23 protein-coding genes are annotated in these 20,566 nt (G+C 67.4%); 16 read left to right on the plus strand and 7 right to left on the minus strand.

Annotated features, from left to right (window positions below; genetic code table 11):
- Positions 1-30 precede the first annotated feature (30 nt).
- Entirely contained in the window at positions 31-1,566 is a 1,536-nt protein-coding gene (locus ACWGKS_RS15510) for an aldehyde dehydrogenase family protein (protein WP_452522961.1), read from the minus strand.
- 300 nt (positions 1,567-1,866) lie between these two features.
- Here ACWGKS_RS15510 and ACWGKS_RS15515 point away from each other — a divergent pair, with 300 nt between their 5' ends.
- Positions 1,867-2,532, plus strand: coding sequence for a class II aldolase/adducin family protein (locus tag ACWGKS_RS15515; protein ID WP_452522933.1), 666 nt, complete (start codon positions 1,867-1,869; stop codon positions 2,530-2,532).
- A gap of 201 nt (positions 2,533-2,733) precedes the next feature.
- Entirely contained in the window at positions 2,734-3,177 is a 444-nt protein-coding gene (locus tag ACWGKS_RS15520; RefSeq protein WP_358514484.1) for a VOC family protein, read from the plus strand.
- A gap of 11 nt (positions 3,178-3,188) precedes the next feature.
- Here the strand turns inward: ACWGKS_RS15520 and ACWGKS_RS15525 are convergent, their stop codons facing one another.
- Entirely contained in the window at positions 3,189-3,956 is a 768-nt protein-coding gene (locus tag ACWGKS_RS15525) for an alpha/beta fold hydrolase (RefSeq protein WP_452522935.1), read from the minus strand.
- Positions 3,957-4,107: 151 nt separating this feature from the next.
- Between ACWGKS_RS15525 and ACWGKS_RS15530 the strand changes: the two genes are divergently transcribed.
- A complete protein-coding gene (locus ACWGKS_RS15530) occupies positions 4,108-4,641 on the plus strand; it encodes a DinB family protein (protein WP_358514488.1) in 534 nt (177 codons plus the stop codon).
- Between the two features lie 377 nt (positions 4,642-5,018).
- Positions 5,019-5,819 (plus strand): SURF1 family protein, encoded by an 801-nt coding sequence (locus tag ACWGKS_RS15535; protein WP_358514490.1) that lies wholly within the window; start codon positions 5,019-5,021, stop codon positions 5,817-5,819.
- Here the strand turns inward: ACWGKS_RS15535 and ACWGKS_RS15540 are convergent.
- Positions 5,795-6,214, minus strand: coding sequence for a DUF3817 domain-containing protein (locus ACWGKS_RS15540; RefSeq protein WP_358514492.1), 420 nt, complete (start codon positions 6,212-6,214; stop codon positions 5,795-5,797). The two genes, ACWGKS_RS15535 and ACWGKS_RS15540, sit on opposite strands and share 25 nt — an antisense overlap.
- Before the next feature lie 142 nt (positions 6,215-6,356).
- Positions 6,357-7,925 carry a glycosyltransferase family 2 protein gene (locus ACWGKS_RS15545; protein WP_358514494.1) on the minus strand — a complete coding sequence of 523 codons (1,569 nt, stop codon included), beginning with the start codon at positions 7,923-7,925 and terminating at the stop codon, positions 6,357-6,359.
- Between the two features lie 268 nt (positions 7,926-8,193).
- Here ACWGKS_RS15545 and ACWGKS_RS15550 point away from each other — a divergent pair, with 268 nt between their 5' ends.
- The 3 genes from ACWGKS_RS15550 to ACWGKS_RS15560 all read left to right on the plus strand — a co-directional run bounded on the left by ACWGKS_RS15550 (position 8,194) and on the right by ACWGKS_RS15560 (position 10,920).
- Entirely contained in the window at positions 8,194-9,012 is an 819-nt protein-coding gene (locus tag ACWGKS_RS15550; protein ID WP_358514496.1) for a WbqC family protein, read from the plus strand.
- Between the two features lie 111 nt (positions 9,013-9,123).
- Positions 9,124-9,837 (plus strand): PIG-L deacetylase family protein, encoded by a 714-nt coding sequence (locus ACWGKS_RS15555; protein WP_358514498.1) that lies wholly within the window; start codon positions 9,124-9,126, stop codon positions 9,835-9,837.
- Positions 9,838-9,936: 99 nt separating this feature from the next.
- Positions 9,937-10,920 (plus strand): NAD-dependent epimerase/dehydratase family protein, encoded by a 984-nt coding sequence (locus ACWGKS_RS15560; protein ID WP_452455372.1) that lies wholly within the window; start codon positions 9,937-9,939, stop codon positions 10,918-10,920.
- Positions 10,921-11,222: 302 nt separating this feature from the next.
- On the opposite strand, the gene ACWGKS_RS15565 is transcribed toward ACWGKS_RS15560, so the two are convergent.
- A complete protein-coding gene (locus tag ACWGKS_RS15565; RefSeq protein WP_358514502.1) occupies positions 11,223-11,582 on the minus strand; it encodes a DUF202 domain-containing protein in 360 nt (119 codons plus the stop codon).
- Complete coding sequence (locus tag ACWGKS_RS15570; protein WP_358514504.1) at positions 11,579-11,926, minus strand: YidH family protein; 348 nt, start codon at positions 11,924-11,926, stop codon at positions 11,579-11,581. Before ACWGKS_RS15570 ends, ACWGKS_RS15565 begins: the two co-directional genes overlap by 4 nt.
- Positions 11,927-12,201: 275 nt before the next feature.
- On the opposite strand from ACWGKS_RS15570, the gene trxA reads away from it, so the two are divergent.
- The 8 genes from trxA (at position 12,202) to ACWGKS_RS15610 (ending at position 18,913) form a co-directional block, all read left to right on the plus strand.
- Entirely contained in the window at positions 12,202-12,573 is a 372-nt protein-coding gene (gene trxA, locus ACWGKS_RS15575; protein ID WP_067602168.1) for a thioredoxin, read from the plus strand.
- A gap of 192 nt (positions 12,574-12,765) precedes the next feature.
- Positions 12,766-12,975, plus strand: a complete 210-nt coding sequence (locus ACWGKS_RS15580; protein ID WP_358514506.1) for a hypothetical protein — start codon at positions 12,766-12,768, stop codon at positions 12,973-12,975.
- A 217-nt stretch (positions 12,976-13,192) separates the two neighbouring features.
- Complete coding sequence (gene pstB, locus ACWGKS_RS15585; RefSeq protein ID WP_358514508.1) at positions 13,193-14,065, plus strand: phosphate ABC transporter ATP-binding protein PstB; 873 nt, start codon at positions 13,193-13,195, stop codon at positions 14,063-14,065.
- Positions 14,066-14,114: 49 nt separating this feature from the next.
- Entirely contained in the window at positions 14,115-14,900 is a 786-nt protein-coding gene (locus ACWGKS_RS15590; RefSeq protein ID WP_358514510.1) for a response regulator transcription factor, read from the plus strand.
- 399 nt (positions 14,901-15,299) lie between these two features.
- Positions 15,300-16,499, plus strand: a complete 1,200-nt coding sequence (gene pstS / locus ACWGKS_RS15595; RefSeq protein ID WP_358514512.1) for a phosphate ABC transporter substrate-binding protein PstS — start codon at positions 15,300-15,302, stop codon at positions 16,497-16,499.
- A gap of 161 nt (positions 16,500-16,660) precedes the next feature.
- The gene (gene pstC / locus ACWGKS_RS15600) at positions 16,661-17,665 is read left to right on the plus strand and encodes a phosphate ABC transporter permease subunit PstC (protein WP_087097526.1); all 1,005 of its coding nucleotides are present in this window, start codon (positions 16,661-16,663) and stop codon (positions 17,663-17,665) included.
- Positions 17,662-18,570 (plus strand): phosphate ABC transporter permease PstA, encoded by a 909-nt coding sequence (pstA, locus tag ACWGKS_RS15605; protein WP_358514514.1) that lies wholly within the window; start codon positions 17,662-17,664, stop codon positions 18,568-18,570. Before pstC ends, pstA begins: the two co-directional genes overlap by 4 nt.
- Before the next feature lie 124 nt (positions 18,571-18,694).
- The gene (locus tag ACWGKS_RS15610; protein WP_358514516.1) at positions 18,695-18,913 is read left to right on the plus strand and encodes an EF-hand domain-containing protein; all 219 of its coding nucleotides are present in this window, start codon (positions 18,695-18,697) and stop codon (positions 18,911-18,913) included.
- 17 nt (positions 18,914-18,930) lie between these two features.
- On the opposite strand, the gene ACWGKS_RS15615 is transcribed toward ACWGKS_RS15610, so the two are convergent.
- On the minus strand, positions 18,931-19,656 hold the full coding sequence (locus tag ACWGKS_RS15615) for a spermine/spermidine synthase domain-containing protein (RefSeq protein WP_452522942.1): 726 nt from the start codon (positions 19,654-19,656) through the stop codon (positions 18,931-18,933).
- 193 nt (positions 19,657-19,849) lie between these two features.
- On the opposite strand from ACWGKS_RS15615, the gene ACWGKS_RS15620 reads away from it, so the two are divergent.
- Positions 19,850-20,536 carry a Crp/Fnr family transcriptional regulator gene (locus ACWGKS_RS15620; protein WP_452522944.1) on the plus strand — a complete coding sequence of 229 codons (687 nt, stop codon included), beginning with the start codon at positions 19,850-19,852 and terminating at the stop codon, positions 20,534-20,536.
- Positions 20,537-20,566: the final 30 nt, after the last annotated feature.

Consider the following 20,566-nt stretch of genomic DNA (forward strand, 5'->3'; position numbering starts at 1 on the left):
CCGGGGCCTCAGCCACCGGGGTGAGGTCGATCAGCCGAACCAGCGCTGTGGTTCGGGGGCCAGGTTGCGGTATACGTGCTTGGCCTCGCGGTACTCGTCGAGTCCGGCCAGGCCCAGCTCACGGCCGATGCCGCTGCGGCCGAAGCCGCCCCACTCCGCTCCGGGGAAGTAGGGGCCGTAGTCGTTGATCCACACGGTGCCGTGGCGCAGGGCGGCGGCCACACGCTCGCCTCGGGCGGTGTCGTCGGTCCACACACCGCCGGAGAGCCCGTAGTCGGTGTCGTTGCCGAGTTCGATCGCCTGCTCTTCGGTCTCGAAGCGTTCGACGGTCACGACCGGGCCGAACACCTCGGTCTGAACGATGTCCATGGAGCGGTCGCAGTCCACGAACACGGTGGGGCGGTAGAAGTAGCCGTCCCGCAGTTCGGCGTCGTCGGGGCGCTTGCCACCGGCGATGATCCGGGCGCCCTCCTCCACGCCTCGGGCCACGGACCCCTCCACCTTGGCGCGGTGTTCGGCGGACACCAGCGGGCCGCAGCGCACGCCCTCGTCCTGACCACGACCGATGCGGATGGCCTCGGCCCGGCGGGCGAGTTCGGTGGTGAAGGCGTCGTGGATGTCGTCGTGCACGATCAGGCGCGCACCCGCCGAACACACCTGCCCGGAGTGGAAGAACGCGGCGCTCAGCGCGTAGTCGACGGCGGTGTCCAGGTCGACGTCGGGGAAGATGATGTTCGGGTTCTTGCCGCCCAGTTCCAGGGCGGTCTTCTTGACGGTCTCGGCTGCCGCCGCCATGATCCGGCGCCCGGTGACCAGCCCACCGGTGAAGGAGATCAGGTCGACGTCGGGGTGCTCGGACAGGGGCGCTCCGGCCTCGGGGCCGCTGCCCAGGACCAGGTTGACCACGCCCGCGGGGATGCCCGCCTCGGTGGACAGTTCCACCAGCTTGGCGGTGGTCACGGGGGTGACCTCGCTGGGCTTGATCACCATGGTGTTCCCGGCGGCGATGGCGGGGGCCATCTTCCAGGCGAGCTGGAGCAGCGGGTAGTTCCACGGCGTGATCATGCCGCAGACGCCGACGGGCTCGTACACGACCTTGCTGTGCACGCCCTCGGGCGCGGAGACCAGTCGGCCCGCGTCCTTGTCGGCCAGACCGGCGTAGTAACGGAAGACGGCGGTGACGTCGTCGACGTCCATGCCTCCCTCTTCGATGGTCTTGCCGGTGTCGAGGGACTCCATGACCGCGATCTCCTCGCGGTCGCGCTGCAGCAGGTCGGCGATCCCGTCGAGGACGCGGCCACGGTGGGCGGCGTCGGTGCGGCGCCACTCCCCGGTGTCGAAGGCGCGTCGGGCGGCGGCGATGGCCGCCTCGGTGTCGGCGCGGCCACCTTCGCTGACGACGGTCAGAACGGAGGCGTCGGCGGGATCCAGGATCTCCCGGACCCGTCCGTTCTTCGCCGCGCGCCACTCTCCGTCGATGTACAGGCTGGTGGCGGTGGCCGTCCCGGGGGCGGACAGGTACGGCACGGACGGCAGGGTTGCGTTGGTCTGGTTCACGGAGCCCATCTGCCCGGGATTGATAGTCACAAACGACCTCTTTCGTAGGACACTTTCCACAACGTCCCATAAGGCCGATGAACAGGCAAAACGCACACTGTGCCGTTGGGGACGCCCATCAGTGGCCTCGGTCACCGGCCTGTGGCATAGACCTACGTCGACGAGCGAGGCCGTGAGCAAGGGACACTCCGCCCCGGGGAATACAAGGACAAGATTTTGACGTACATTAGGTGTACCTAAGTTGGTTCGTCCCGCTCGCCCGGGTCGTCCCCCGTGCGACCGCCGCCCGCGAACCCCATCGAGGAACGCATGCTGCTCGAACAAGAACGCCGTGACGTCTGCCTGACCGCACGCTCCATCGCCCGGCACCCGGGCGTCGCCCCCGGTGAAGCGGGTACCGTCAGCGTCCGCAGCGGCGAGCTGGTGGTCGTCACCCCGCACGGTGTTCCACTGGACCAGCTCCAGCCCCAGGACTGCCCGGTCATGTCCCTGGACGACCGGATGCTCGAAGGTCGGCGCGATCCGGCCGCCGAGACCACCCTGCACATGGCGGTGCACCGTCAGGCCGCCGACCACGACCGCGACGTCACCGCCGTGGTCAACGCGTTCACGGCCGACGCCGTGGCCGTGTCCACCGTCGAGGTGGAGCTGCCCCCGATCCACCACCGCGCCGCCGGCCTGGGCGGAGCCGTCGCCGTCACCCCGTACATGCCGTACGGCGGTGGTGACATCGCCGACCAGGCGGTCAAGGCGCTCAAGGGACGGGACGCCGCGCTGCTGGCGGGACACGGTGGCGTGGCGCTGGGTCGCGACCTGGAGCACGCCCTGGAGAACCTGCGCCTGCTCGACTGGCTGAGCGCCGCCTACCTCCGGGCCCGCCAGATCGGTCGCCCGCGTGTGCTGTCCGAGGAGGAGCTGGCCGAGATCCGGCAGCGCGACACCTACGGCTGGGCCGGCCCCGACCCCTTCCTCTGAGTCTTCGGTCGGTCTCCGGGGCGTCCTCGTCGACGTCGCTTCGGGAAGGGACATGAGGCGGGTATCACAGGTCGATGGGGGAGAGCGATGTCGTGTGGCCGGATCCGGCCACACGACATTCGGGTACGGATACTCGGTGATCCGTCACCCTCAGACGTGAGAATGGTGTCGACGACCCACCCCGCCACGGCAGGAGACTCCATGCGCTGCAGCTACATCAGGCTCCTCGTTAACGACTACGAGGCCTGCTTCCGCTTCTACTCCGACGTTCTCGGCCTGTCCGTGCTTTGGGGTGACGAGAACAGCCGCTACGCCGAGTTCGACGTGGAGTCGGGGACACGCCTGGCCATCAACCAGCGCGAGGTCATGGCCGAGGCCCTGGAGACCGACACCGCCGACCCCGAACTCCCCCACCAGGACCGACTGGCGGTGATCTTCGAGGTCGAGGACGTCGACGGAACCGCGGAACGCCTGGTGAACGACGGCGCCCGTCAGGTGATGGAGCCGCGCGACTGGACGGCGTGGGGCATCCGGGCGGCGCATTTCCGCGACCCGGACGGCTACCTGCTGGAGATCAACCGCCCGCTGATCCCGGTGGTGGAACCGGCCGAGCCGGTGAGCGAGGTGAGCCTGCCCGAGGACTGATGGGCGCCGCCTCAGGCGGCCACGTGTTCCACCAACAGTTCGTTGATACGATCGGCGCGCTCCACGCCGAGAAGGTGCGCGGCCCCGGAGACCATCTCGAAGCGGGCCCCCGCGATCCCGTCGGCGAGCCTGCGACCGTGCCCGGGCGGAAGCAGCGGATCGTGCGCGGCGGAGACGACGGTGGTGGGCACCCGCACCCCCGGGACCAGATGACGCTGATCCATGCGCTGGATCGCGTCGCAGATCGAGGCGTACGCGGCCGGGTCGATCCCGTCGAAGTCCTCACTGAAGCGGGCCGCGACCTCGGGGCGTTGGTCGGTGAGGTCGGGGGTGAACCACGGCAGCACCACCTCGGCGGTGACCGCCTCCATGCCGCCGGTGCGCACCCTGGCCGCGACCCGGTCCCAGCGGTGCATGACGGGCGTGCGCGGCGCGGCCGCCAGGAGCACGAGTCGATCCAGCGTGCGCGGGGAGTTGGCCGCGATCCACAGCAGGAGCGAAGCGCCGAACCCGGCGCCGGCCGCGGACACCCGACTGACCCCCAGGTCCTCCAGGACCCCCAGCACGTCCAGGGCCAGGTCCTCGATGTTGCAGGGGCCGTCCGGGGCCGGTGAGTGGCCGTGGCCACGGTGGTTGATCCGCAGCACACGACGGTTGAGGGTGAGTTCGGGCATCTGCGGTTCCCAGACCGACATCTTGGTGCCGAACGGCGGCACGAGCAGCACCACCGGCGCGTGTTCGGGTCCGTCGAGTCGGTACTGGAGCGGAATCAGGGCCATGAATCCTCCGGGTCGCCAGACCGCCAGGTTATCCGGAGTGCTTTCGGCGGTGCCAGGAAAGTCCCGAGGTCATCGGAAGTCGCGGACGGGAACTGACCGCCATGCTTTCTAGTGTCGAGTTCGGCGAGACGGACACGATGAAGGGGTTCCCATGACTGCGACGATCACCCGGACGAACGACCAGGTCGACGTGGAGCGGGAGGCGCTGTTGGACTTCCTCGCCCAACAGCGCGCGTTCCTGCTCACCACGATCGAGGGTCTGGACCAGGAACAGGCCACCACGCGCACGACCAAGAGCGTGCTGCACCTGGCGGGTCTGGTCAAACACGTGAGCACGGCCGAACTCGGGTGGATCCGATTCATCGAGGAGGGCCCGGTGGAGGTCGACTACGAGGCCCAGGAGACCTACGACTTCCACGAGAACACCTTCCGGCTGGTCGGCGACGAGACCCTGGAGGGAGTGCTCGCCGACTACGCGAAGACCGCGAGGGCCACCGAGGAGTACGTACGCTCCCTGCCGGACCTGGAGATCTCCAACAAGCTGCCCGCGGCTCCGTGGTTCCCGGAGGACGCCGAGTGGACCGTGCGTGACGTGCTGTTGCACCTGATCCGGGAGACCGCCCAGCACTGTGGTCACGCCGACATCATCCGGGAGTCCCTGGACGGGCGGAAGACCATGGGCTGAGCCGGCCGGACCCCCGGGCCCGGGGGTCCGCGCACAACGACGGGGCGGGACCACCGGTAAGTGGTCCCGCCCCGGACGAGGTGGCGAGAGTCGCCTCCGCATCCCCCCTCAAAGTACGGAGGCGACCCTCGCTCTGGGAACGGTCTGCGACTCCTCCCCCCTGGAGTCGCGACCTTCAAGGTCTGCCCGCGGAAGCGATCTTGTCGTTCCGCGTTGATACAAACAGTACCCACCGCACCCACGGATAACAACCCTGAGTTACGAGGAACTACTTAAAGTGATCGCCATTACTCGGGTGATGAACGCCCAAGCGGCTGTGGCCATCGTCAACCAGGGGTCATGAGCCGCCTCCCCGGACCCGCGCATAGCCTGGACGAGTGAGTTCACCTCTCCTCAGCCCACGTTGGCTCGGTATCCACCTGGCGGCCGTACTCGTGGCCATCGCATGCGTGGCCGGTACCTATTGGCAGGGCACACGCGCCTTCGAGCCGGACCGCGACGTCATCACCAACCCGGTGGAGGACCTCGCGGACGCCATCACGGTCGACGAACTCGGCGAACCCGGCGAATACCTGCACCCCGACCTCACCGCGAACACCGCGGTCGAGGCGAGCGGGCACTTCGACGCCGACTCCCAGGTCCTGGTGCCCCAGTACCTGGACGGTGCCGAGGGTTACGCCGTGGTGATCCCCCTCGTCACCGAGGAGGGCGTCGCGATGCCGGTGAACCGAGGTTGGACCGAGGACCCCGACACGGTTCCGGCGGCGCCCGAGGGCGACGTGACCGTCTCCGGATGGCTCCAGCCCCCACAGGACACCTCGGACGGGTTCGTCCCCATGGGCGCGCCCGAGGAGGGCACGGTGGAGCGGATCGCCCCGTCGGTTCTGGTCTCGGCGTGGGACCAGCGGCTGTACGCGGCCTACCTCACCCTCCCCGACCGGGAACCCGCGGTCGACGGGCTCACCGCCATGCCGCCGCCGGAACCACCGACCGGGTTCACCATCAACTGGCGCAGCCTCAGCTACACCGTCCAGTGGGCGATGTTCGGGGTGTCCGCGCTGGTCTTCTGGTTCCTCCTGATGCGCCGTGACCTGAAGGAGGCCCGCACCCGGGAATCGGGCGGGGCCTCAGAGGACGGGAAGGCGCGGACGGATCAAGAGGTGGGCGCGGGTTCCTGACTCCCGCCACGCGCGGACGCGGCCCGCTCCTCCTTGGCCCGCTCCGACTTCACGACGCGGTGCTCGACCACGAAACCGAGGATCGGGATGGTGCCCGCGAGCACCACGCCCAGGGTGCGGCCGGCGCCCCAGCGACGGTCGAGCGACACCCACAGGACCACCAGCACGTAGAGCATGTAGATGTAGCCGTGCGGCATCGCGATGAAGAGCATCAGCGGGGACTCGGGACCGAACCAGTGTTCCAGGCCCTCCGGCGCGGGCGCGAGGGCGAACATCGAGGTCTCGCCGACCAGGTACTTGGCGGGCATGGCGACGAAGGTCAACCCGATGAGGAAGACACCCGTCACATAGGCCAACACGCGGTACAGCCCGAACGACACACGCCTCTTGTCCACTGCCAACACACCCACTTCAACGACTGGCCCCGCATAGGGGCGGATCCCCTCCATCGAGGCTAAGTGGTGCCGGCGACCCGCCGCGCTCGGGGTGGCCGTGGCCGTTCGATCTCACATTCTCGCCGTCGGGCCTCACTTGTCCTTACTTGTCCTTGTTGGAGACACGGACGGGGCTGCTCCAGCGACCGTCGGACTTGGCGGTCCAGGCCTTCGGGATCATCCGCAGCGAGATGTAGGAGTCCACGACCCTGATCGGGAAGAAGAACAGCCCGTAGAACAGGTACGAGGGCCTGCGCCGGATCATGGTCATCACGCAGGTGAGCATGTAGTCGGGCACCAGCAGACCGATGGCCAGCGCCGCAAGTGGCAGGAAGGCCGTCACCGCGGTGAACGAGTCGGTGAAGAACGGGAGCCCGGTGAGCATGTCGCCGGCGAACGTGCCGAGCAGCACGAACGCCGCGATGGCCACCGTGACGAGGAAGAGCAACGAGACCAGGACGACCTCGAACACGTACAGCGCCAGGCACAGACAGAAGAGGCTGGGCCACATCTTGTGCCTGCGCAGCGTCTGCCAGAAACCGAGTGTCCAGCGACCCACCTGCTTGCGGTAGTCGCGAAAGGTGAACGGGTCCTGACTGAAGGCCTTGGTGTCGGTGTTCATCGAGACCCGACCGAGGCGCTTGTGGTGCACCTCGAAGGTCATGTTGAAGTCCTCGATCACCAGCCCCGGCGGGTTCACGGTGATCTGTTTGAGCGCGCGGCTGCGGTAGACGCTGGCGAAGCCCGGCACGATGAAGGAGACGTTGAGGCGCTTCCAGGTCTGCCCGAAACGCATGAAGTACTGGAGCATGAAGTACAGGCGGTCCCGGTAGGCCGAGATGATCCGTCCGATGATGCCGCGCTCTCGCGGCTTCCACTCCGAGACCACGAAACCCGCCACGGCGGCGACGTCGGGGTCGGCCAGCTGTCGCTTGGCGCCTTCGACGTACCCCGGGTGGAGTTCGGTGTCGGCGTCCAGGATCAGCACGCCGTCGTAGTTCTCGGTCAGCGCGAACTCCTCGATGACCGCCTCGATGGCACCCGCCTTGCCCCGGTTGGTGAGGAGTTCGAGGACGTTCACACCGGTCTTCGCGGCGATCTCGGCGGTGGAGTCCTTGGAGGAGTCCGAGACCACGTAGATGTCCCAGCGGTTGAACAGACCCAGCGCCGAGGAGATGGCCGTGTCGATCACCGGCTCCTCGTTGTGCGCCGGGATGATGACGGCGATGGTGATGTCGTCCGGATCGGTCGCGACGGAATCGCCCCCCGGTGGTGTCCGGATCAGGTCCCCCTCGGCCCCCTCGTCGTTGCCACTTGTGGCCACGAGGGTTTCGCCGGTGTCGCTCGTGCCACCGGTGTCACCACCGCCGGCTCCGACGAGCACCTTCTCGCGTTCACGGCCGCGGGCCGACGCACGGTTCCTCTTGCGCTCCGGATCACGGCGCAGAGCCGCCCTGGCACCGTCCTCGGCCAGCCGGAGCAGGCCCATCACGGTCCATAGCAGGAGGTTGAGCCCGAAGGCCATCCACAGGAACACGTAACCCAGGGCCCCCAGCCCGGATGCGGCGGCCATGCCCGTGGCGAAGTCGAACCAGAAGACGAAGAGAGCGATGGCCAGCGCCAGGGCGATCAGCCCGGTCAGTAGGCCACCGATGAAACGCGCGATACGCACAGCCCTAGGACTCCTCCGACAGTTATCGGTTTCGGACCGACATTAACTCGCAAAGTCGGTGTTAGGTTGACGCCCTGCGCGACCGATAGGTTCACCCGGCTTCGCGTCCTATGTAGGCCACGCAAATCGTATACACGGGCTTGTGCGAGGTGGTAACCATTAGAGGATATTTGAGGCGAAGCGATGACAGTCAACGTCACTGGAATATCCGATACGTCTTAGTAGTCGGAAAGGATTCGCCTCCCCGTGACCCGACGAGAGAAGGAGAATGCCCGGCGTGATCGGCGACTCACGTTCCCCATCGCCAGATCCTGCCCGCCCCGACCACAGCGGCACCCGGCGGCACACCCCGCTCACCGGCGACGACCCCGGTCGAGCGACGGTGGCGATCCACCAGCCGCACTATTGGCCCTGGTTGGGGCTCATCGACAAGATCGATCGATCCGACCGGTTCATCATGCTCGACACGGTCCAGTTCGAACGCCGTGGATGGCAGAACCGAAACTACGTAGCGGGATCCGGTGAGCCGGTCCTGCTGACCATCCCGGTAGGGCAGGCGAGCAGGGCCGAACTCATTCGGGACAAGAAGATCGACAACACCCAGAAATGGAGGATGAAGCACTACAGGGCACTGGCTGAACACTGTTACCGCAAGGCCCCGTACTGGGACGATTACAAAGACGAAATCGCTCACCTGTACGAGACCGAGTGGGAGAATCTCGCAGATCTGTCCATCGCGACCACACTCATGCTGATGCGCGGGTTCGGTATCGACACACCGATTCTGCGCGCGGGGGACCTCGGGGACTTTCCCGGGTCCAAGAGCGAGCTGCTCGCACAGATCTGCGCGAAGGCCGGCGCGAGCACGCTGCTCGCCGGAGAAGGGTCCAAGGGTTACATGGACCCCGAGATCACGGACCGCTACGGGGTGGACATCGAGTGGCAGGACTTCCGACACCCGGAGTACCCGCAACGCACTCGCAAGGGCACCGAACCGTTCGTCCCCCGCCTGGCCGCGATCGATCTCCTACTCAACGCCGGACCGGAATCGTTGCGTGTACTCCGACAGGCAAGAACCCGCGACTGACCCACTGGTCGGCACATCGGGTCACCGCCCTCCCGGACCGCGGCACGAGGTCGTGAACCGCCCGGGTAACCACCGATCGCCCCCACATTCGGCAAAGGACGGGAAACCGACATGACGATGGACTGGTCACAGGAGCGTCTCCTGGTCTACTCCCCCCACCCTGACGACGAGACCCTCGGTTGCGGCGGCCTGATGAGCAAGGCCAAACGCGCGGGCGCGGAGGTCTACGTCCAGTTCATAACGGTCGGCGACACCGCGGACCAGTCCCCGAAGGGCTTCTCCACGGCCCAGGAACGCCACACCGAGATCAAGAGGGCCTCCGAGCACTTCCACTGGGACGACTGGCACATGGCCCTGCCGGGCGACTCGAACCACCTGCGGCTCGACGGCATCCCTCGCGTGGAACTGGCCCGGCTCGTCGAGCAGGAGAGCCCGCTATCGATCGCGCGCCTGCGACCCACCGTGGTGCTCATCCCGCACCGCACCAGCTACAACCAGGACCACCAGGCGACCGCCGAGGCCGTCCACACCGCCCTGCGCCCCTCCAACAACCGGCTGCGCCACCACCCCGGCCTGGTGATGGCCTATGAGGAGGCGGCCGACCAGTGGCGGACCGAACCGGTGGAGTCGCCCAACCTCATCGTCGAACTGGAGGAGGAGGACCTGCTGATCAAGCTCCAGGGCATGGAGCTGTACGGCTCGCAGAGCCACGAGCACCCGCACACCCGTTCCGAACTCACCCTGCGCAGCCTCGCCGTCCTCAGGGGTATGCAGGCCGGGGTGGCCCTCGGCGAGGGCTACCACGTGCTCCGGCACCTGGCCTGAGCACCCCGTGAGGCACCAGAACTCCCCCACCCGTCCCCAGCGCACCCAGTCCCCCGCGAAGAAGAGAAACCGATCAACGCCCGCAGTGGAGGGGAAACCATGAAGGCTGTCATCACCGGCGGAGCCGGGTTCATCGGCTCGCACCTGAGCGATCACCTGGTCGCCCAGGGACACGAGGTCATCGTGCTCGACGACCTTTCGACCGGATCACTGTCCAACGTGTCCCGGTTGCGGAACTCACCGGCGTTTCGTTTCGTCCAGGGCGACATCTTGGACCGGGAGTTGGTGGACGCACTCGTCGCGGAGGCGGACACCGTGTTCCACCTCGCCGCCGCGGTGGGGGTCTACAACATCGTCGACAAACCGCTCCAGTCCCTGCGCACCAACCTGCACGGGACGGAGACCGTCGTGGAGGCCGCGGTCCGGCACCGGGTCCCCTACATGGTCGCCTCGACCAGTGAGGTCTACGGCAAGAACGACGCCAACGGGCTCACCGAGAACGACGACCGGATCTACGGCTCGCCCATCAAGAGCCGCTGGTCCTACGCCGCCGCCAAGGGCCTGGACGAACTGGTGGCGCACGTCCACGGCAAGGAGTCCGGGGTCCCATGCGTCATCACGCGTTTCTTCAACGTGGTGGGGCCTCGGCAGACCGGGCAGTACGGCATGGTCGTCCCACGGTTCGTCGACCAGGCCCTGGACGACGCGCCGATCACGGTGTACGGCACGGGTACACAGCGCCGCTGCTTCGGTTCGGTCTTCGACGTGGTGCCGGCCCTGTCCCGGCTCTTGGAGACCCCGGAGGCCTACAACCAGGCGGTCAACCTCGGTGGGCACGAAGAGGTGTCGATCAAGGGCCTTGCCGACCGGGTCGTGGAACTGACCGGTTCCCACAGCGAGATCACCTACATGGACTACGAGCAGGCCTACGGTGAGGGGTACGAGGACATGCAGCGCCGCTACCCGGACACCTCGCTGGCCGCGCGGCTGATCGGCTACGAGCCGACCAGGGACCTGAACACGATCATCGACTCCATCGTGCAGCACCGTCGTTCGACCGAGGCCCTTCCGCAGCCCGCGTAGTTCCGAGTAACGGGAGTTCGTCGGGTGCCCCGCCGCCCGCGTTCGTTCTTCCACCCGACCCGCGCACAGCCACGAGCGGGCACGAGGCCGGGTCCCCGCCTCACCATCGGTCGCCGCCCACACCCGAGCAGGGAACGGTCCCGGCCCGGGATTCCACGCGAGCCCCCACCATCCTTCGGTACGCGAGAGCGCGACCGAACCGCCCGTTACAGGGCATGAGACGTCTCCGCCCGTGACAGGGCATCGACCGGCCCCGGTCCGCACCGACGCGAGGCCCGGTGACCCGGCGGGCGCACATCGGTTCAGGGCACGATCACCGTCGCCGTCACGGCCACGGTCAGCGCGAACACACCGGCGCTCAACAGGATCAGGGCCCAAGGGCGGGCCACGCTCAGCGGTGGCCCGGAGCCACCCTCCTCCCGCACACCGTGTTCGGTCCTTCGCCACCTCAGCCACAGGTGGAGTCCGAGACCGCCGCACATCAACAGGGACAAGGCCATGACGCCGATCCTGAGCGGCGCCGGAACCTCGGGGACCACGCCGGCCCCGGGAACGAACGGTCCACGCAGGTACAGCAGTCCCACGAGGACCACCAGGATGAGCGTTCGCTGCCAGGACAGCAGGGTGCGCTCCGGTTGCAGCCCTGGATCCCGCCGGATCACAGCAGGTTCCCCAGGAGAACCACCAGACACACCAGCCCCACGACGAACGTGGTCACGAGGGGCAGGGCGCTCATCGGCAGGGTGTCACCACGGCGCATGATGCGCTGGACACGGAACCAGCGCACCGGCGCGTACACCGTCACCACACCGGCGATCAGGGCCAAGAGCAGCCCGACCGCGGTGCGCGGTGCCTCGGCCCAGCCCAGCGGAAGCAGGTGCAGTACGGCGACGGCCCCGGCCAGCAGGGCCAACGCGGTACGGATCCAGGCCAGGAAGGTGCGCTCGTTGGCCAGGGTGAACCGGTAGTCGACGGCCTCGTCACCCTCGGGTTCTCCCGTACCCATCGGTCCCCCCGGTTTCGCGCGTTCGGCCCACGGTCCGAGATCACGGTCACCACAATGAACCCGTGTCCCGCACGGCGACACTAACCCCAGGGGGGCTTGCCTCCCAAACCGATATGAAACACGTGTTGAGTCGGAAATCGACAGGCCATCCGGTGTTCGGCGACCTCCCGCACGCATGTGGAACAAACAAGCGGGCACGACCGCTGTAGCACCCAGGAGGATGGCAGTTGGCCACCGGTCGACACCAACAAGACGAACGAAGAGCAGGAGACCACGTGTCCACCGTCGAACTCACCAAAGACAACTTCGCCGAGACGCTGAAGGACAACAGCTTCGTTCTCATCGACTTCTGGGCGGACTGGTGCGGCCCCTGCCGACAGTTCGCCCCGGTCTTCGAGGAATCCTCGGACAAGCACGGCGACATCGTGCACGCCAAGGTCGACACCGAGGCGCAGCGCGAGCTGGCGTTCGAGTTCAAGATCCAGTCCATCCCGACCCTGATGATCGTCCGCGACCAGACGGTCATCTACAACGAGCCGGGCGCGCTTCCCTCCGAGGCGCTGGAGAGCCTGATCACCCAGGCCCGGGAGCTCGACATGGACGAGGTCAAGGGCAAGATCGCCGAGCAGGGCGAGTCCCGGCAGTAGGTCCTTCCCCGGCAGCGGGTTCGGCCGCCCTCGCAACCGTCCCCTGGGACGGCGGGGGCGGCCGTCGTCTGTCCGGGACCGGTCACCGACACCATCACCGCATGTGATCGTGGGTGTTCGAAGCGCCGCCGGGCGTTGGTCGGGTGTGGCCTGCCCCTGACCACGGCCGTTCCACCTGACACACTTCCCGACATGCACCCGCCCCAGGACCCAGAGGGACATCCCGATGGGGTCACCGTGGCGCCCAACTGGTGCTCGTTCGACAACCGAGCGATCAACGAGCCGCCCACGAGTGTCCACGAACCGCTCACCCGGGTCACCATCAGGGCCCCGCGCGGGCGGTACGTCGAGGTGTTGCGAGCGGTTCAGGCCGCCAGGCCCGACCTGGTCCTGTCCATCTGACCGTCGTCCGGCCCTCGGCGCCCTACCCCGCTCAACGAGCAGGACACCGGAAGGTCACCGGGGGCTTCTCACTTCACCTTCCACGTTCATCTTGGCCACGAGGTTCGTTCACCTTGGCTTCATGCTCACCCGTTTCGATGGGTATCGACCGCGCGCCGCGGGTGTCCTCCCCGAGTGACAACACCGCGCAAGCCCCGTCCGAACCGGAAGTGGCCACATGTCTGTCAGCAACACCGCGTCCCCTCGCGGAACCGAGTCCGGCCGCGGAGTCGCCCCCGACACCGTCCGGTACAACCGTGAGGTTCCCGACCTGGGCGACCCCGTCTTCGACATCGCCGACCTGTCGATCCACTACGGGTCCAACAAGGCCGTGCGCGACGTGAACCTGCAGGTGGGTCCGCGCCAGATCACCGCGATGATCGGTCCGTCCGGCTGCGGCAAGAGCACCGTTCTGCGGACCCTGAACCGCATGAACGACCTCATCCCGGGCGCCCGGGTCGAGGGCAAGGTGACCTACCACGGCGAGGACCTGTACGCCTCCGACGTGGACCCGATCGAGGTCCGCCGTCGTATCGGCATGGTCTTCCAGAAGCCCAACCCGTTCCCCAAGTCGATCTACGACAACGTCGCCTACGGTCCCCGGATCAACGGGATGCGCGGCAACATGGACGACCTGGTCGAGGAGACCCTCACCAAGGCCGCCCTGTGGGACGAGGTCAAGGACAAGCTCAAGGAGAGCGCCTTCGCGCTGTCCGGTGGTCAGCAGCAGCGTCTGTGCATCGCCCGCACCATCGCGGTGAACCCCGAGGTCATCCTCATGGACGAGCCCTGCTCCGCCCTGGACCCGATCGCCACGCTCAAGATCGAGGACCTGATGTACGAGCTGGCGGCCGAGTACACGATCGTGATCGTCACGCACAACATGCAGCAGGCGGCCCGTGTCTCGGACCGCACCGCGTTCTTCACCGCGGGTGTGGACGACGTCGGCGACCGTTTCGGCAGCCTCGTGGAGTTCGACGAGACCGCGACGATCTTCAGCAAGCCGGCCGACCAGCGCACCGAGGACTACATCTCGGGCCGCTTCGGGTAGAGCCGACGCGCGCCACCCGACCGCCCCCTCGACGAAGTGGACCCCGCCCATGACCGCGCTCGCCTCCTCCTCACCGGTTCCGCCTCCTTCGGGTGCGCCGGACGACGAGGTCCGCACGGATCGGGCCGAGGGTCCACTGCGCGTTCTGTTGGTGGAGCCCGAGTCCGAGCAGTCGCATCAGCTGGTGCTGTCGCTGAGCGGGCACGACGTGGACATCACGGTGTGCGTGGACGGTGCGGAGGCCCTGCTGAGAGTGGGGTTGTTGCGCCCGGACACCCTGCTGACCAGCTCCGATCCGTCGGAGGTCGATCTTGAGACCCTGGTTCGGGTGACCCGGCGGGCCACGGACATCCCCATCCTCATCGGGGTGGGTCCGGGTGACTCACAACGGGCGGTCCGGGCCCTGGCCGCGGGTGCGACGGCGTGCGTGAGCCGGCCTTACCGGATCCCGGAACTTTCGGCGCTGCTGCGCGGTTCACTGCCGGGGACCGAAGGCCTGCTGGACAACTCCACCACTTCCCACTCGGCGCTTCGCTCGGGTGACCTTGAGCTGGACGCGCTGGGCCACCGACTGTTCGTGGACGGGCAGCCGGTCAACCTGGCCCTGCGGGAGTTCGGGATCATGGACTTCCTGTTGCGCAACAGCGGTCGCGTGGTCAGTCGCGAGGAACTGTGGACCGAGGTGTGGCACAAGCCCCTGCCCCCGGTGAACAACACGATCGCCGTGCACATCCGGCGCCTGCGGCACAAGCTCGGTGACTCCGAGGCCAGACCCCGTTTCATCCACACGGTGCGCGGGATCGGTTATCGGCTCGACACGGGAAACGGTGGATAGGCCGGAGAAAGAATCTTCCGCACTCCAAGGAAAAGGCCTTCCGGCGCGATCGGAGAGGCCGTTCTACCGTGTTTCCAAACGGCCTTCTCCGACACACGTTCAGGTGACACAGCGGGAGTCGACACGTCATCGGAACCAGGGATGAACAATCCCATCCCTCCACACCACTTTCTTATTTTCCCAGTTCAAGCGGGTGAACGGCACGTCACTCGCCGAACACGCGAGATAACGGAAACCGACCCACACGACTCCCGTTATCTAAAAGTGACTTTCGTTCATCCGGCATTCACTCTTCTTCTATCGAACGTCTTCTCTTCCGATGACCCGGGGTCTTTCTGCCCGCCTAGTGTCGTTTTACGTCAGCCCCGACAGCGGTGATTCAACGAGGAGAACTACGACATGCGCAACGGGCGTTCCAAGCTCGCCGTTCTGGCGGCCATCCCCCTGCTCGCGGCGGCGTGCAGCAACGGTGACGAGGACAGCGGCAGTGCCGCCAGTACAGACGCCGAGCTCAGCGCTTCGCTGACCGGTGCCGGGGCCAGCTTCCCCGACCCTCTCTTCCAGGACTGGATCTACACCTACGGCAACGACGTCCAGCCGGGCGTGGACATCAACTACCAGAGCGTCGGCTCCGGCGCGGGCATCGAGCAGTTCCTGGAGGAGACCGTCGACTTCGGTTCCTCCGAGGAGTACCTCGGTGACGAAGACCTGGCCGTGGCCGCCGAGACTCGCGGCTGCGAAGCGGTCCAGTTCCCGGTCGTGTTCGGCTCCGTGGTCATCGCCTTCGACAACCCGGACCTGGACGGTCTGGTCCTGGACGCGCAGACCATCGCCGACATCTACTCCACCGAGATCACCACGTTCGACGACCCGGCGATCGCCGAGCTCAACCCGGACCTGGACCTGCCCAGCGACGAGATCGTTCCGGTCCACCGCTCCGACAGCTCCGGCACCACCGCGGTGTTCACGCACTACCTCTCCACCGAGGTCGAGTCGTGGGCCGACGAATACGGCGAGGGCAAGGAGCTCGACTGGGCGTCCGGCCTGGTCGGCGGCCAGCAGAACGACGGCGTGGCCCAGGGCATCAGCCAGAACCCGGGCGGCATGGGCTACCTGAACCAGTCCTTCGCCCAGGAGGCGGGCCTGTCCGTCGCCACCATCGTCAACGAGGATGGCAACCCGATCGAGCCGACCCTTGAGGCCACCATCGCGGCCTCCGAGGAGGCCGAGGTTCCGGAGAACTTCCAGTTCTCGATCGACAACATCGGTGGCGAGGGCTACCCGATCGCCGGTACCAACTGGATCTTCACCTACACCTGCGGCTACGAGGACGCCACCGCCGACGCCATCATCGACTTCTGGACCTGGGCCCTGACCGACGAGGGTGCTCAGGACGTCGCCGGTGAGCTGGGCTACGCGCCGCTCGGTGACGAGCTGACCGACCGCGTCATCGCCGAGCTGGAGAAGACCAACTCCGAGAACGGCGGCGGCGAGGGCGACACCGAGGAGGGCGCCGAGGACGACGCCACCGACGGTGACGACGCCGAGGCCGGCACCGAGGAAGACGCCGAGGCCGAAGAGGGCTCCGAGGAGGAGTAACCCCTCCGGGGCCGGGACCGCTGGGTCCCGGCCCCACCGCCTCTCTCGCTTCTTGGGGGCCGGAACTCAGGTTCCGGCCCCGCCCCCCTCACACCCCGGGGCACGCAGAACAGGGGTGAACCGCTCTCCGACTCCCACGAAAGCCATCAAGGAGAAGCACAATGTCCACTCAGGCCCCCGAGGCCCCGGCCCCGGAGGAACCCCGGCGCAGTTCCCTCCGCTCAGGCAAGGGGCGCATGGCCGACCCGATCTTCAAGTGGGTCGTCGCGGCCTGCGGAACGATCGTGCTGGTCATCCTGGCCCTGATGGTGATCCGCACCACCACCGAAGCCTGGCCCGTCTTCGCCAAGGAAGGCTTCTTCGGCTTCCTCACCGGCGAGGACTGGACCTCCGGTAGCTCCCGGACCGAGATCACCGGTACCTACGGTGCCTGGCCGTTCATCTACGGCACCCTGGTCACCGCGACCATCGCCATCGTCATCGCACTGCCGCTGGCGATCATGGTCGCCTTCTACATCACGCACCTGGCACCGCGCCGTCTCGCCAAGCCGCTCTCCTACACGGTGGAGCTGCTGGCCGCGGTGCCCAGCGTCATCTTCGGTCTGTGGGGCCTGCACTGGTTCCTGCCGAACGTGCTCCGCCCGTTCTTCGAGTTCCTCGGGAACACGTTCGGGTGGTTCTTCCTCTTCGAGGGCCCGATCCGCGGTGTCGGTTATCTGCCCGCCGGGATCGTTCTGGCGATCATGATCCTGCCGATCATGACCGCCATCATCCGCGAGGTCATCGTGGTACACCCGATCGACCAGCGCATGGCCGCCTACGCCCTGGGTTCCACCCGATGGGAGGTTCTGCGCAAGGTGGTGCTACCGGCCAGCTTCTCCGGGATCGTGGCCGCCGCCATGCTGGGTCTGGGCCGTGCGTTGGGTGAGACCATCGCGGTCCTGATGCTCATCGGTGGCTCCCAGTCCTGGGGGTCGAGCCTGTTCAGCACCGGTAGCAGCATGGCCTCGCACATCGCCGCGACCTTCGGCGAGGCGGGCCCCGAGGCCAGGACCGCACTGATGGCCATCGGTGTCGCCCTGTTCCTGGTCACGATGATCGTCAACATCCTCGCCCGCGTCATCGTCTGGCGCCTGGGGCGCATGACGGGAGACGCCGCCGTATGAGCACCATGACCTCGACTCCCCCGCGCAAGCACGTTCCGCTGAGCCAACGCCCCCCTGGTTCCGGGTTCCGCCGGTTCAAGGACCGCAGCGCCACCGTGCTCCTGACCGGCGCGATGATCCTCGCCATGATCCCCCTGGTGCTGATCATCTTCGAGGTGACCCGTCGCGGTATCGGCGTGGTCAACCTGGACTTCTTCACCCAGACCGAGCCCCCGCCCCGACGCGATGGCGGCGGCTACGCGGCCGGGTTCTTCGGAACCCTGTACATCATGTCGCTGGCCATCCTGATGTCGATCCCGTTCGGCATCGCCACCGCCGTGTACATCGTCGAGTACGGGCCCAACCGGATGACCTCGGCGATCCGTTTCTTCACCGACGTGATGACCGGTATCCCGTCGATCTTCGTGGGTCTGTTCGTGTACGGCCTGCTGGTGATCGGTTGGGGCGGCATGGGCTTCGGTACCTTCGTGGGCGCCGTGGCCATCGCCGTGATGATGCTGCCCATCGTGACCAGGTCCGCCGAGGAGATGCTGCGGCTGGTCCCGAACGAGATGCGCAACGCCAGCTACGGTCTGGGCGCGCGCAAGTGGCAGACGATCGTGCACACGGTGCTGCCGACCGCGGCGCCGGGTCTGACCACGGGTTCGATGCTGGCGATCGCCCGAGGCATCGGTGAGACCGCTCCGCTGATGCTGACCGCCTTCGGTACCGGACTCATCGTCACCGGCTTCCAAGGCGACCCGCAGGGCGCCGTTCCCCTCCAGCTCTTCAAGGGCGCCGCCCAGCCCTTCGAGGCCGGTATCGACCGCGCCTGGGGCGCCGCGCTGTGCCTGTTCGTGCTGGTGCTGCTCTTCACCGTGATCGCCCGGTGGGTCGGTTCCAGGGCCTCCACCAACAACGCCTGAGCCATCCCCTGTCGCGGGGCCGTGTTCCTTTCGGAGCACGGCCCCGCGGGCTTTCCCGGCCCTGTCGGGCGGCGGTAACCTTGCCCGAGCCCTCATCCCGAGACGATCCGGAGTGTGACCCCCGATGCCCGAGACCACCGAGTACGCCGCCACGTTCGCCCTTGTGGACGTCGACGGCGACGGCCTCATCTCCGCGCAGGAGCTGGCCTCCCTGATGCGCAACCTGGGTGAGGAGACCACCGAGGAGCAGGCCGCCGGGGTGGTCCGGGCGATGGACTCCGACGGTGACCAGCGCATCTCCCTGGAGGAGTTCGCCCGCTACATGTCCCGGAACAGGGGCTGATCCGAGCCGTCGCGGCACTAGGAGGGCTGCTCCACCCACGGTTTCGAGGCGAGGTAGACGGTGTCGGGGACGCCCCGGGCGACAGTGACCTCCACGACCTCCACCACCTCGAAGCGGGTGTGGAGCAGCTTCTCGAAGCTCTCGACGGCGTTGGCGCTCCAGAACGAGAGCACCCCTCCGGGAGCCAGCAACCGGATGAGCTGTTCCAGGCCGGCCGCCTCGTACAGGCGGTTGTTGTTCTCCACCACGGTCCAGTCGGGTCCGTTGTCGGTGTCCAGACAGATGACGTCGTAGCGGGCGGGTTTCGGCTTCGCCGCGGCCTTGGTCAGCCAGGCGACGATGTCCTCGTTGTGCACCCGGCAGCGAGGGTCGTGGTGGACGAAGTCGGCGGCCTCACCGAGCTCGTCGTCGTGCCAGGCGATCACCTGGGGCTCCAGTTCCACGACGTCCACACGAGACACCTGCGGATGGTCCAGGGCCTCCCTGGCGGAGAAACCCACGCCCAGCCCACCGATCAGCACACGTGCGTGCGAACGCCCCTTCGGTAGGGCCTCCAGGCTCTCGCGGACCATCTCCCGCTCCGAGGTGCCGTCCCGGGTGTCCATGAGGAAAAGACCGTTGGAGTAGATCTCGTAGTGCGCGCCCACGCGGCGCAGCACCAGATCGCCGCCGGTCTCCCCGGTCACGCGGGCCAGGGTGACCGATTCCTCCTCAGGTGCGAGGTATCCCGTTCGCTGGTTCATGGCCCCATTGTGCCCGCCCCGAGCGGCAAGGGCCCGGTGGATGGGGAGATACGTCCTTCGGCGAACGAAGAGGGCCGTTCGTCGGCGGGTGGGGACCCGATGGCCGCAGGAGACTGGGAGCGCACGGTCACCCGAGGAACCGGGGGCGGGCCCGGCTCCCGGTTCCGGCCCGCCCCGAGCAGGAGAACCCCACATGCCCACCACCACGTCGGTGTCGGACGTGCTGTCCCGAACACCGCTCTTCCAAGGGCTCGCCCCGGGACAACTCGACGCCCTCTCCAGGGGCTGTCGGTTCCTATCGCTGGACCAGGACGAGGCCGCCTTCCACCAGGGGAGCCCGGTCCGCGGATTCTTCATGGTCCTGCGCGGGCAGATGCAACTGACCGTGTCGACCGCCGACGGAGCCCGCAAGGTGGTCGAGATCATCCGGGAGGGTGAGAGCTTCGGGGCAGCCATCCTCTTCGAGGGACACGACGCCCCTGCCACCGCGACCGCACTGACCGCCACGGAGTTGCTGGTCGTGACCGGAACGGCGGTGTTCGGTCTGCTCGACCGGGACCCGGCGTTCGCCCGCCGGATCCTGGCGAACATGGCGGGGCGCCTCCACCAGCTGCTCCAGGACGTGAAGTCCTACTCCTTGATGTCGGGCACACAGCGGGTCGTGGGGCTGCTGTTGCGGGAGGCCGAGAGCGACGGCGCGGGCGGGAGCGTGGTTCTCCTTCCCACCCGCAAGCAGGTGCTCGCCTCCCGGCTCAACATCGCTCCGGAGACGTTCTCCCGGGTACTGCACGACCTGTCCGCCGCCGGTCTGATCGAGGTGGCGGGAAACCGCATCGTCCTGCACGACGTTCCCCGGCTGGCCGCCCTTCTGGAGCGGTGAGGGCCGACCGTGGGATCCGAGTCACACTCG

Source organism: Nocardiopsis sp. NPDC055879 (assembly GCF_053615935.1).